The organism is Marinifilum sp. D714 (genome assembly GCF_030851345.1).
GTDB lineage: Bacteria > Bacteroidota > Bacteroidia > Bacteroidales > Marinifilaceae > Marinifilum.
The window spans coordinates 45,328-58,493 of sequence record NZ_JALPNU010000025.1 but is presented as its reverse complement, the minus strand read 5'-3'; the positions used below and the strand labels follow the sequence as shown (position 1 = coordinate 58,493).

The following is a 13,166-nucleotide window of genomic DNA, read 5'->3' as shown; positions in this document are numbered from 1 at the left end:
GTGAATCCAAATCCAACACAATTAGCCCTGAAGGGGCGTGAGCGGAATTCCAATTATTTCATTTTGTGCTAGCGCCCTTGCAGGGCTTGGTTTCATATTGTTTTTGATAATCATAGGGCGATGCCCTATGTTACTGCTCTTACCCTTGCAGGGTAGAATTATTAGATAATCACCACCTCAATTTAAACACGGTTTGATTTGGTTTGGAGGTGCAATACAAACTACCGCCATGGGCGCGAATAATTTGTCGGGAATGGCTTAGGCCAACACCACTACCATTTGTTTTGGTGGTGAAGAATGGAATAAAAATCTCGTCGGCAATTTCGGCAGGAATTCCCGGGCCGTTATCAATTACATTGATCTCACAAATTGGTCCTTTCTTGTTACAACTCACACTGATCTTTCCATGCTCGGCTTCTCCGTTAAATGCCTCCTTGGCATTCTTCACCAAATTGATGATCACCTGAACAATCATCTGTTCGTCGGCTACAAAATCGAAGGATCGTTTTGGGGTTTGAATCTGCAATTCACCAGCAAACTCCTCCTTTATTGGTGAAAGCAGAATGCTTAGTCGATCGAAAAACTCGATGGAGTTTACACTGCCCAAGATTGGCTTTGGTGGCTTGGACAACATGCGGTAGGATTTCACGAAATGGATCAACGCCTCGCTCATTTCGGTAATCACGCCCAATCCGTTCACGGTTTTCCCCACTTCTGTTTCCAGATTTTCATCTACAATCATTTCTGATTTCTCTTCCCAAATCCGCTTCAGCGATTGTGCAATGGAAGTTACCGGAGCCAGGGAATTCATGATTTCGTGACTCAACACACGTATCAGTTTGATCCAGGCATCTACCTCTTTTCGCTCCAGTTCTCCACGAATATCCTGCAGGGTGATGAGCTTAATGTCTTCTTGATCGATTCGGATTACCGAACAGGCGGTATTGATCTGAACCCTCTCCTTAGGCGTTGAGAGTTCCAAAACCTGCTTCTGCCTGTTCGAGATTTCGAGCAGCGAATTGGTAAATCGGGTATCGATTCTATTCAGCTGACTAATGTGTGTAAGTGCAGGCAGGCCCAACAATTCAAGTGCGGCTGAATTTACATCGGTAATGTGCTTATTTTCCGATAAGACGATCACTCCGGTGGATATGTTCTGCAGAATTTCACCAAAATACTTTTCCCTGATTCTCGATTTGGTTTGCACTTGCTGCAAAATGCCATTCAGATCGTTTAAACTATGATGCAGTTCGTTAATAATGCTATTGCCTGATTTTTCGGGGAAACGAAGTGTTGTATCCTCGTTCTTAATGGCCTTGATAAAAAAGTCGATTTGTTTGTGCGTTTTGTTTAGGAATCGAATGAGCTCCCAAACCTCTACGAGCATAAACAAACCAAAAAAAGTAAGGGCCATATAGGATGCTGTGGCAATGGCATAACCGCATGAAATAGCGGTAGCCAAAAGGATTAGCATTCTAACCCATAATGCAAAATTGTAATTCTTATAGCCCATACTTCTTGATTTTATTGTAGAGCGTCTGACGAGAAATGCCCAATTGTGTTGATACGGCAGAAAGATTTCCAGCATGTTTTTCAATGGCCGAAGCAATCAGTTGTGCTTCCATATCTTCCAGGGTTCCGCCAAAGTTGGATACATTGTTCATATCGTCGTTCTTGAAAACAAAATCGCCTGCGGTTAGCTGCTGAGAATCCGAAAGGATTACCGCTTTCTCAACCGAATGCTGTAACTCTCTAACATTTCCCGGCCAGGCGTAATCGCTTAACTTGGCTATGGCCTGACTGCTTATTTTTAAATTCTTCCCATACTTATCGGCATACTTGTTCACAAAAAATTCTGCCAGTTCGGGGATATCGTCTCTACGATCGCGCAATGGCGGTACTTCGATGTGTATGGTATTGATTCTATACAGAAGATCCTCTCTAAAATTGCCATCGGATACCATTTGCTGCAGATTTCCATTGGTGGCACATATCAGGCGTAAGTCAAGCTTGGTTTGTGAATTGTCACCCACCTTGGTAAGTATCCTATTTTGAAGCACCGACAACAATTTGGCCTGCATGGGCATGGTCAGATTTCCAATTTCGTCGAGAAAGAGTGTTCCCTTATTGGCAGCTTCTATTTTCCCCATTCTATCGGAATGTGCATCGGTAAAGGCGCCTTTCTTATGCCCGAACAATTCGCTTTCGAACAGATTTTCAGCAATGGCTCCCATGTCCACACTCACCATTACTTTGTTCGATCGTTTCGAAAGTCGGTGAATTTCTCTTGCAATCAGCTCCTTCCCTGTTCCATTCTCACCGGTGATCAGCACATTGGCATTGGTATCGGCCACTTTACGAACCATTTTCATGGCACGCTCCCAGGTAGCCGATGAACCAATTAAATCTTTATTCGATCCGTTGATCTCCTCAATGAACTGCTTTTCTTTCAGCTGCATCTTTTTCAGCTCTCTCTTCGACTGACTTAGCTTACAGGCTGTATCAACGGTTGCAATCATTTTTTCGTTGTCCCAAGGTTTCAGAACAAAATCGGTAGCCCCGGAACGGACTGCTTTTACCGCCAATTCAACATCGCCATAGGCCGTAATCATCACAACACTCACACCAGGGTATTGCTCCAAGATCTGGTTTAACCAATAGATGCCCTCATTGCCATTGTTGATACCAGTGGTAAAGTTCATGTCCAGCAAAACAACATCGTAATCTTGGCTTTGCAGCTCGGCAAATAAGGTTTTGGGAGAGGATAAACACTTTAGTTTGGCACAGTATGGCGATAACAACAGATCCAATGCACTTAAAACACTTCGGTTGTCGTCAACAATAAGAATGTTTGATTTTTTCATATTTGGGCGAATGAGTGATGAGTTTATGTTTGTCCTGATAACTATCGGGAGAGCAATGTGACTTTCCGTCTTAGTGTTTAAAATAAGCTTTGCTCCTCTAAATTAATCAGCTTTTCAAAATATTAGACATACACTGTCTAAAAATTTTACACGCCCTAAAGTCCGATCCTTCTTTTTGTGTTTATATTTAGATACTTACAAATTTCGGCACAAAGTTCGCAATGGTAAGCCATGATTTTACATGTGTATTATTTAAAAACGAAGAATATGATTTCTATTAAAAATTTATCGAAAGTTTTCAGAACGGATGAAATTGAAACTTTAGCCTTAAACGATGTAAACCTAAACATTAAAGAAGGAGAATTTGTAGCCATTATGGGACCTTCGGGTTGTGGTAAATCTACTCTTTTAAACATCCTGGGTTTATTGGATAATCCATCGGGAGGTGAATACAATTTTAACAAAACCGAAGTTGCGAATTTAAAAGAGGGACAGCGCACCGATTTAAGAAAAGGAAATATTGGTTTTGTATTTCAGTCGTTCAACTTGATAGATGAATTAAATGTTTTCGAAAATGTTGAAATGCCTTTGGTTTATCAGCGCATCAGCTCCAAAAAACGAAAAGAAATGGTGAGCCAGGTGCTTGATAGAATGAACATGAGTCATCGTGCAAAACATTACCCTCAGCAATTATCAGGTGGTCAGCAACAACGTGTTGCCATTGCTCGCGCAGTAGTATCTAACCCAGGGTTAATTCTTGCCGATGAGCCTACGGGTAATCTGGATTCGAAAAACGGTCAGGAAGTTATGGAATTGCTTACCGAATTAAACCGCGAAGGAACTACCATTATCATGGTGACTCACTCTATGAAAGATGCAGGATATGCTCACCGAATTATCAACCTGTTTGATGGTAAAGTTGTAACTGAAGAAAGCTTGGTAGCGGAGCAGGTATTTTAAGCATCGAAATACCGCTACTGCCTTAACAATTTACACATCATATCTTTTAAAGCTTACTGTCTAAGCCATTACCATTTCTAAACTGAATTATGAATTTCTACAACATTAAAATATCATTCAAAAACTTATTGAAGAATAAGCTGGTTTCATCGATTAATATTAGTGGCTTGGTTATAGGAATTACAATTAGTCTGCTTGTTTTCGCCTATGTGAATAAGGAGAAAAATATGGATCAGGAAATTGCTGATATCGAATACACCTATACGCTTTTAAACGAAAAAGACCCTGATATTTCTAGCGCCATGGTTAGACATGTCAGGTCTGAAGTTCCGGAAATAGAGGCAATAACATTTGCAAGGTATACTTGGTCGCCACAGGATTTTCTGAAAAAAGAGAATACGGCTTATAAGCTGAAAAATCTGCTAATAGCTGATTCGTGTTTCTTTAAGGTCTTTCAGTTTGAAACAATTTACGGTGATCCTAAAAAAGCTTTAAATACTGCCGATAAAATTGTGTTGACCCAATCGGTGGCTAAAAAGATATTTGGCAATGAAAATCCTATTGGGAAAGAGTTGCTATACAATGCTACCAACTTGCAAAATGTAATTGTTGAGGTAGGAGCAGTTATTAAAGATCTTTCTCATCATTGCTCATGGGAATTTGATGCTGTACTTTCACTAGAAACCAATTATAAAATCTCGTGGTTTAAAAGTAGCGAAGAATATTGGGGCACTCAAAACTACAGTGCTTTTGCAAAATTACCATCAAATATTGATGCTGGAATTATCAATCGGAAACTTGCCAATATCTCAACCGACAACATCCCGGAAGGATATAGAGAAGAGACCAAATTTGAGATTCAGCCATTTGCCAAAGCTTATAATGATTTACCCGAAATTGAGATTTTAAAACATGGCAATCAACTTACCTTAAACATTATACAAATCATAGGATTTTTAATTCTACTGCTTGCATGTATCAATTACATAAACCTGGTTACTGCACAAAAAATTAAGCGCCTTAAAAATATTGGCATCCTTAAAGTAATGGGAAGTAAAAAGGCCAAAGTAGTTGAGTTAATCGCCGCTGAATCCGCTTTGGTCCTATTCATTACATGTATACTGGTAATTGTATTGTGTAATTTCTTACTGATCGGATTAAATCAGATTACCAATTCGGAATTTACTTTGGCTGAGATTTTTTCAGGATCAAACCTGATCATCTTTATTGCTCTACTTGCTTTTACTTTTGTACTAACCGGAATTATTCCCGGAATAAGATTTAGTAGGACCCAAACTACAGCATTATTAAAAAACACAGTAAATAACCGCTCTCAAAACCATTTTAGAAATGCCTTGCTTATTTTTCAGTTTAGCATTACAATCGTTTTACTGTGTGGAATCCTCTTGATCAACAAGCAAAACAATTACATGAGTGAGTTGGATCCTGGCTTTAATAAAGAACAAATTCTTTATGCTGCTACCAATCCGCAAATCGAGAAAAGCAGTAGTGCCTTTAATTCTGAAATCAAAAGAATCCCTGAAATTTCTGACCATACTTACACATCTGCTCCAATTGGTTATAATCAATCAAATTGGGGACTAAGCATGATCAACAAAGGAGAAAAACAGGAAATTGGTTTTGCTAATCTTTTCGTAAGCCCAAACTTCTTTGAATTTTTTGGAATCAAATTGATTCAGGGCAAACAGTTTAATAGTTATTCAGAGGAAAATGCAGATTGGATCTTTAATGCTACGGCTTTTAAACAATTCAATATTGAAAAACCACAAGATGCAACAATTCGATACAATGGCAAAGTTGGAAAAGTAATTGCTGAAGTAGAAGATTTTAATCACGAATCCATGCATTCAGCAATTAGACCAATTGCCTTTAGAAGTTGTGGTGAAACTGCAAGGTATATTTATTTCAAAATCAATCAATCCAGTGTTGCCAGTACTCAAAGGTGTATTCGTTCTATCAACAAGGTTTGGGAAAATATTTCTCCAAATTTCCCTTTGGAAATCAAATATCTTGATGCAAGCTGGGAAGCCTTGTACAAGAAGGAAAAACAGTTTCAGCGCATTCTAAATTATGCCACCATAATTTCCATACTCCTATCCTGCTTGGGATTAATCAGCCTAACCTATTTTATTGTTGAAACTCACACCAAGGAGATTGGGATACGAAAAACCAATGGTGCTAAAACTTTCGAGATTGTAAAAATGCTGAATACCGATTTGGTAAAGTGGGTGTTTATTGCTTGCCTAATTGCCTGCCCTATTGCCTGGTATGCTTTGCACACATGGCTTAGTGGTTTTGCCTACAAAACTGAACTCAGCTGGTGGATTTTTGCATTGGCAGGAATCATTGCCATGGGAATTGCTTTGCTAACTGTTTCCTGGCAATCGTGGAGGGCAGCAAAAAGGAATCCGGTGGAAAGTTTACGATATGAATAATCCTAAAAATTAGCAACATGCTTTGGTATCATTTTAAATTATCTGTTTTACGTCTTCTTAATAGCAAGGCCTTTTCTGTGACAAACATATTGGGTCTAAGTGTAGGGCTGGCATCATTTTTTGTGCTGTTTGTTCATGTTCAAAATGAAAAAAGCTACGACAAACACATCAATGATCATCAGGAAATTTACAGAGTAATCTCAACTCCATCACACATTGATGATTCTTGGGCTAGAAGTTTAGGATTTATTAAGGAAACCTCCTTAAACTTTCCTGAAGTTGAAAATGCATGCCAATTTTCACATGCTAAACTTGAAAACATTACAATACACAACCAAAATACCATTTCGCAAAATGATGTTTTATCAGTAGATACCAATTTTATTAGCATGTTTGGTATTGAGAGTATAGTCGGAGATTTGTCTGAAATATCAAATCCCAATGTCGCATTTGTATCAGAAAGATTTGCCCAAAAGTATTTTAAGAATGAGAACCCAATGGGTCAAACCATTGAAACCGAAAGTTTGCGAGCTAGAGATGGTTCAGGAAGATTTGAAATTGCAGGAATATTTAAAAACACACCAATAAAAACGCACTTTAATTGTGAGATACTACTCTCTCAAAAAGGAAACCTGGAAGAACGGTTTAAGATTTTAAGCACAAGAAAAATACAATGGGTGTACAATTATCTCAAGCTTAAAAAAGGAAGCTCTCCAAGCTTTATCGCTGATAAAATATTGAATGATTTTAACAAGAGTAGTTTCAGGCAAACCAGAGGGCCGAAGGATTACAAGTTCCAATTAGAGAAACTTACGGATATTCATTTAAAATCGAATCATAGGTTCGAACTTAAAGAAAGCAATACCAAATTAAACATCTACTTGTTCACAATTGTTGCTTTTGTGATTTTGTTTGTATCACTGGTTAATTTCATCAGCTTAATCACGGTCAATCTTTTCAAAAGGGCAAAAGAGTTTGGTTTAAAATCCTCCATTGGAGCTCATAAAAAACATTTGTTGTACCAGATACTAATTGAAGTATTGCTGCTTTGTTCAGTTGCTATTTTTATTTCCTTATTTGTAATAGAGTTGATAAAACCTATTATTGGCCAGTTTTACGAAATTCAGTTTGATATTTTTTACAACGAACCAATCATCTATTGGGCCATATTCATCATTCTATTTTGCAGTGGAACACTATCGATATTTTTTGTACGATTCTTCATTCTGAGAAGAAATTCGATTAGTGAAATCATAAAAGGATTCCTTCCTTTAACAGGAAAGAAGCTTTTGCAACCATTAATGATCTTTCAAATCTTAATTGTAATTGTTCTAATATCCTCCACAATTTTTGTAAACAAACAGATTAACTTCATTCTGGATAAACCTCTGGGCTTTACCAAAGAGAATGTTGTTGTTCTTCGACAAAAGGATTTTAGAAAAGATCCAAATGTTTTTGCCAACGAATTGAGAAAGAACTCCCAAATAGAATGTGTTGGTTTTACAAGACAATATTTTGGATATCCAACGCAGACATTTGCTCTTGAAGGATTTGGAATTGAAGGAACAGCCGAGGTGTCATTCTCAAATCTGGATTTTTTGCAAACCATGAATATTCCTCTACTTTATGATTACATCAACAGATCTAAAGATACCATTGAAGGGTTTATCATTAATAAGCATCTGTATGATCGACTAATGGAGAAACACAACAATATCGAAAATCTAAATTCTTTTCGATCGGGACAGCCATTGGAAGCAGATCAAAGAAGAATGGATATCATTGGGGTAGTTGACGATTTTAACTACAATTCAGCACATCAACAAATTGGAGATTACATTTTTTACATAAACGAATCTTCAAGTAATGCCAGATTTACTCATATAAAGATTGCTTCCGGAGATATCAGGCCAGCTATGGATTTCATCCAATCGGAGTGGGATAAGCATTATCCAGATCAGAAAATGGAGTATTTTTTTATGAACGATAACATTACACAGCAATATAAATCCGAAAATATACTTCGAAAAATCTTACTAAGCTTTTCGATTCTCGCCGTTATCTTTGGAATTATTGGCATTAGTGCTCTCTCCTACTTTTCATCGGAACAGCGCACCAAAGAAATTGGGATTCGCAAAACCAATGGAGCCAAAACTTATGAAATCATCAGAATGTTAAACAAGGATTTCCTAAAATGGGTAATTATTGCCTTTATTTTGGCTTGTCCGATTGCCTGGTTTGCCATGAACAAATGGCTTGAAAACTTTGCCTATAAAACAGAAATGAGTTGGTGGGTATTTGGATTGTCGGGAGTAATGGCAATGGGTATTGCATTGTTAACCGTTACATGGCAATCGTGGAGAGCGGCAAAGAGAAATCCTGTGGAAAGTTTGAGATATGAGTAACGGAAACTCACTATTAATTAATCATTTAAAAATCCCTCGAATATGAAAAGTAACATACATTATGCATTTCGAAATATTCTAAAGAACAAATTAAATTCTATTATTTCGATAGTAGGTTTTACTGTTGCATCTACCTGTCTTCTCCTAATATACTTGTATTTAACGCAAGAATTTCACTACAATAATTTTCATGTAGAGGGAAATAAAATTTTCAAACTTAACTATACACTTACCTTTGAAAATGGAATTAAAGAAGATGATTCGCTACTCGATTACCAGTTATCAAAAATTATAAAAGAGAATATTCCTCAGATAGATAAGTGCACCGCAATTAGGGGGGCGCACGGACCTTCTATCACATTTCAAAATCACAATTTAGAAGAAAATATTTACCTTACCGAACCAGATTTTTTTAGGATTTTTACCTTCAAATTAATCCTGGGAGATCGTGATCGATTGTTCCAAAATCCGAATGAGATTGTGATTACCCAAAGCCTGGCAAATAAATTTCAAGCAATTCATTCTTGCCGTATTGATTCATTAATTGGATTACAGGTTCAATTTCCAAAAATTGAAAATCAGTCGTTTGTTATTTCAGGAATCATGGAGGATCCTCCAAAAAATTCAAGTATTCAGTTTACTGGTTTAATACCTTATAAATACGCCAACGATAAACTTCCATGGTCAAATACTTTCTTCGGAAAATCTTCAGTATTCTATAAAATAGACAGAACCGAAAATGCAAAAATAGCTGAAGAATTGGTAAACAAAACAGTGGTAGACTTTTATCAGGAATCAATTAAATTATATCAATCGAAAAAATACCTTGCTGAAACCAGTGATTGTTTTGTTCCATTTTCATTACCACTAAAAAAAATATACCTAAACGATAAGAAGAGTGATTACGAAAAAAACAACAATAAAAATAGCCTGTACATCTTATCTGCTGTAGGCTTCTTTATATTATTTGTTGCATGTAGTAATTTCATAATGCTCACTTTGGGGCAAACTTTAAGAAATGTGAGCAATATTAGCATTAGAATGACTCTGGGTGCTAAACCAAAGCATATATTTGCTCAATTCTTTACCGAGAATATTATACTTACTCTTATTGCCTTTGCATTTGGTATACTTTTGACGTATGAGTTATTGCCTGTAATGAAAATATTAACTCAAAACGAGGTCTATCTTGAACTTATTAACATACCTGGTTTCCTTTTGTTTTTAGTAACAACAATTCTTTTTATTACTTTAATCACTAGTCTAATTCAAGTAATTAAACTACAGAAAAAATACAAACAACAAACAATCTCCAAAGGGGATATTCAAAATAAAAAAATTGGCCCGGTTCAATCTTTTGTCATGCTACAATACACTTTGTCTATTATTCTTATTGCATTAAGCATTGGAATAATAAAACAAACCCAATTCATGAAAAATAAAAAATTGGGATTTTCTTCTGATAATGTAATTAACCTTAGAGTATATCATTTGAGTGAAAAAGAAAAGCGAACCTTAAGTGATTACATATTTGCTTATCCGGGAATTACTTCTCATTCTTTTTCAGATCGAAATTATGTGAGTGGCAGATCAATGGGATATGTTCAAAATTCTAACGATGAAAATGTTGAAGCTCGATTGTTATATGTGGATCACAATTATATCTCAACATTAAATCTTAAAATTATACAAGGAGAAAACTTTAAACCCGAACTTCCAAATTTTGAATCGGTGATAGTGAATCAAAAACTAGCATCTTTCATCAATCCGGAAGGTGAAATCGTAAATAAAACCATCTCTATAGACGGACAACAACGTAGAATTATAGGAGTTATTAACGATTTTCATTTCGATTCTACCAAAGAGACAATTAAACCTCTTGCTTTAATTTTAAGAGCTGATTTTGGCAAGAGAAGTAAATTTGCTTTCCTAAAATACAAAGCAGATAAGAAGGCTGAGACCATTCAATTTATAAAAAACACATGGGATAAAGTTGCGCCTAACAAGGAACTGGATTACAAATTCTGGAATGAACAGTTAAACGCAAGATATCAAAACGAAGAAAGATGGAGTTTAATTATAACCTACTCAGCGATTATAGCCATTATCATTTCATCCTTAGGACTATTTGGCTTAACCATTTTAATCATTAACAAGCGAATTAAAGAAATAGGGATACGCAAAGTTAATGGAGCTAAGACAAAGGAAATCTTAAATATGTTGAATGGTGAGTTTATAAAATGGGTTGCATTTGCTTTTGTTATTGCCTGCCCCATTACCTATTATATCTTGAACAAATGGCTGAATAACTTTGCTTACAAAACGGATATTAGCTGGTGGATCTTTGTTTTAGCAGGAATCATTACCGTGGGAATTGCCTTAATAACAGTCACGTGGCAATCGTGGAGAGCAGCCAAAAGGAATCCTGTGGAATCGCTTCGCTATGAATAAACCTATTCAATTAACAATGATTAATTAAGAATTATCAATTGGTTGAACTTACAAGTCTGGAGCTATTAATGATGGAATACAGTATCTTTAATAGCTCCTGATTATCTTTATTCAAATACTGACAAAGTTTAACAATTCTAATTGCAAATTGATACGATTTCTCAACAACAATATTCTGATACTTCTTTTGAGTCATTCTAATTCTTCATTATACATTGATCATTGTTATTTGTTCATTGTTTAATGCGTTTGTACCAAGTAATCTCATCGCCTTGATACATGAACTTATCTATCAATTTCAATCCTAATTTGTCAAGTACTTTTTGGGATTTTTCGTTGCTTACCAAAGTCATGCTGCAAATTTCTTTGATATCCAGCTTTTCGAAAGCATATTCAATGGCAGCCCTGCTTGCTTCGGTAATGTAGCCTTTGCCCCAATATTTGCGCAGCAAACGAAATCGCAAATCGTAATAATTGCTGTATCCGTTCAACTCTTCTTTTTCGAGTTTAAAACCTGTCCAGCCCATAAAATCATGCGTTTTCTTATCGATAATTGCCCAACGACCAATACCATTTTCTTTGTATTGGCGAATGATATTTTCAATCATCTTTCTGCTTTGGTTGATGTCTCTAATCGGTTTTCTTCCCAAAAACTTATAAACTTCAGGATCGGAATCCATTTCAAACATTCTTTCATCGTCTTCAGGAAGTATTTCGCGTAGGTAAAGTCGGTCGGTTTCAAGTATAATATTCATTTCTTTATTTTAAGATTTAATTGAAGATTTAATTGAATATTTAATCTCGTACAATTCTGCGAGTTGTGCAAGTTTTTCTCTATAATGATTCTAATTTAGAACCTAAAACATTCTTCTAAGCACGAACTTCACAGATTATAAAAATAGAGACAAAAAATGCTAAGAATGACATACTAAATCATCAGTATCATATGCAATCAGAGTACGAAAAATAAAAAAGCGACAACCCAAAGGCTATCGCTTCAATATCATTAATTGATCACTGTTAACTGCTAACTATTCACTGATCAAACGTGTTTCAAAATGTCTTCCAAATTCTCGAACTTGGTTTTGTAATCGTTCATTGATCTACTGATTACCTCGTGAGCCTCATCCACACCATAAGTATGTGTAATTTCTGCCTGACGATCCAAACCTGGCATATCCTTATAGGTTAAAAAGTAGTGTTTCAAACGGTCAACAATTACATCGGGCATGCACTTGATATCAGTAAATTCGCCATAAGTAGCATCGTTAATCAAAACCGCAATAATTTTATCATCCGCCTCGTTGCCATCAATCATTCTAAATCCACCAATCGGACGAACTTCTGCAATAATATCTCCGTGCGAGATCGATTTCTCTGTCAAAATACAAATATCTAACGGATCGGCATCCCCTTTAATTCCAGGCTTTCCCGACTGTTCGCTACAATATTCTCCAACAGAATCGCCACAATAGGTTTGTGGTAAAAATCCGTATAAGGCAGGAATTACATTCGAGTACTTCTGTGGACGATCAATTTTAAGATATCCGCTTACCTTATCTACCTCATATTTAACTGTATCAGTTGGAACCATCTCGATAAATGCCATTACCGATTCTGGTGCATTATCTCCGATATCCAATCCATGCCATGGATGTGATTTGTATCGCAAGCCCATTAGTCTTGCAATCGGATCGTTTAATTTGTTTCCCATAGTAAGTGTTTCTTTGTAAGTTTCGTTTTGGCACAACGAACTTTATTCATTTGGTATAAACAAATGTAGTAAAACCATATAAAAATCTACCCAGAAGTCTTTTTCTTTTCTGTTAAATCATGAAAATTGAGTGTTTTCCGTCAAAAGTTGTGTTGCCATTTGTGTCAAAGTACTTCAGAGTCTTTTAAATTTTTCTGCAACCAAGCATTTGGAAATTTACTCTCCAATCATCATCAAAATACTAAACTTATTTTCTACTATGGACCAATGAGAGCCTCACATGAAGTGAGCCCCTCAGGATAAATTAAAGTTTTGA

The 13,166-nt window shown here is 36.2% G+C and carries 8 protein-coding genes; 4 read left to right on the top strand and 4 right to left on the bottom strand.

Annotated features, from left to right (window positions below):
• Positions 1-169 precede the first annotated feature (169 nt).
• Positions 170-1,513, bottom strand: coding sequence for a PAS domain-containing sensor histidine kinase (locus M0051_RS16850; RefSeq protein ID WP_306742699.1), 1,344 nt, complete (start codon positions 1,511-1,513; stop codon positions 170-172).
• On the bottom strand, positions 1,503-2,864 hold the full coding sequence (locus M0051_RS16845; RefSeq protein WP_306742698.1) for a sigma-54 dependent transcriptional regulator: 1,362 nt from the start codon (positions 2,862-2,864) through the stop codon (positions 1,503-1,505). The genes M0051_RS16850 and M0051_RS16845 overlap by 11 nt, the downstream gene beginning before the upstream one ends.
• A gap of 267 nt (positions 2,865-3,131) precedes the next feature.
• Here M0051_RS16845 and M0051_RS16840 point away from each other — a divergent pair, with 267 nt between their 5' ends.
• The 4 genes from M0051_RS16840 to M0051_RS16825 all read left to right on the top strand — a co-directional run bounded on the left by M0051_RS16840 (position 3,132) and on the right by M0051_RS16825 (position 11,136).
• Positions 3,132-3,824, top strand: coding sequence for an ABC transporter ATP-binding protein (locus tag M0051_RS16840; RefSeq protein ID WP_306742697.1), 693 nt, complete (start codon positions 3,132-3,134; stop codon positions 3,822-3,824).
• Positions 3,825-3,913: 89 nt separating this feature from the next.
• Entirely contained in the window at positions 3,914-6,280 is a 2,367-nt protein-coding gene (locus M0051_RS16835) for an ABC transporter permease (protein WP_306742696.1), read from the top strand.
• A gap of 77 nt (positions 6,281-6,357) precedes the next feature.
• A complete protein-coding gene (locus M0051_RS16830) occupies positions 6,358-8,685 on the top strand; it encodes an ABC transporter permease (protein ID WP_306742694.1) in 2,328 nt (775 codons plus the stop codon).
• Positions 8,686-8,727: 42 nt separating this feature from the next.
• Positions 8,728-11,136 (top strand): ABC transporter permease, encoded by a 2,409-nt coding sequence (locus M0051_RS16825; protein ID WP_306742693.1) that lies wholly within the window; start codon positions 8,728-8,730, stop codon positions 11,134-11,136.
• Positions 11,137-11,369: 233 nt separating this feature from the next.
• Here M0051_RS16825 and M0051_RS16820 read toward each other — a convergent pair whose 3' ends face one another.
• Both M0051_RS16820 and M0051_RS16815 read right to left on the bottom strand, forming a co-directional pair.
• A complete protein-coding gene (locus M0051_RS16820) occupies positions 11,370-11,891 on the bottom strand; it encodes a GNAT family N-acetyltransferase (RefSeq protein WP_306742692.1) in 522 nt (173 codons plus the stop codon).
• Positions 11,892-12,178: 287 nt separating this feature from the next.
• Complete coding sequence (locus tag M0051_RS16815; RefSeq protein ID WP_306742691.1) at positions 12,179-12,850, bottom strand: inorganic pyrophosphatase; 672 nt, start codon at positions 12,848-12,850, stop codon at positions 12,179-12,181.
• Positions 12,851-13,166: the final 316 nt, after the last annotated feature.

What these genes read in the sequence shown, in the direction of transcription:
- M0051_RS16850 (WP_306742699.1), bottom strand. Translation starts at nt 1,513, where the DNA reads ATGGGCTATAAGAATTACAATTTTGCATTATGGGTTAGAATGCTAATC.
- M0051_RS16845 (WP_306742698.1), bottom strand. Translation starts at nt 2,864, where the DNA reads ATGAAAAAATCAAACATTCTTATTGTTGACGACAACCGAAGTGTTTTA.
- M0051_RS16840 (WP_306742697.1), top strand. Translation starts at nt 3,132, where the DNA reads ATGATTTCTATTAAAAATTTATCGAAAGTTTTCAGAACGGATGAAATT.
- M0051_RS16835 (WP_306742696.1), top strand. Translation starts at nt 3,914, where the DNA reads ATGAATTTCTACAACATTAAAATATCATTCAAAAACTTATTGAAGAAT.
- M0051_RS16825 (WP_306742693.1), top strand. Translation starts at nt 8,728, where the DNA reads ATGAAAAGTAACATACATTATGCATTTCGAAATATTCTAAAGAACAAA.
- M0051_RS16820 (WP_306742692.1), bottom strand. Translation starts at nt 11,891, where the DNA reads ATGAATATTATACTTGAAACCGACCGACTTTACCTACGCGAAATACTT.
- M0051_RS16815 (WP_306742691.1), bottom strand. Translation starts at nt 12,850, where the DNA reads ATGGGAAACAAATTAAACGATCCGATTGCAAGACTAATGGGCTTGCGA.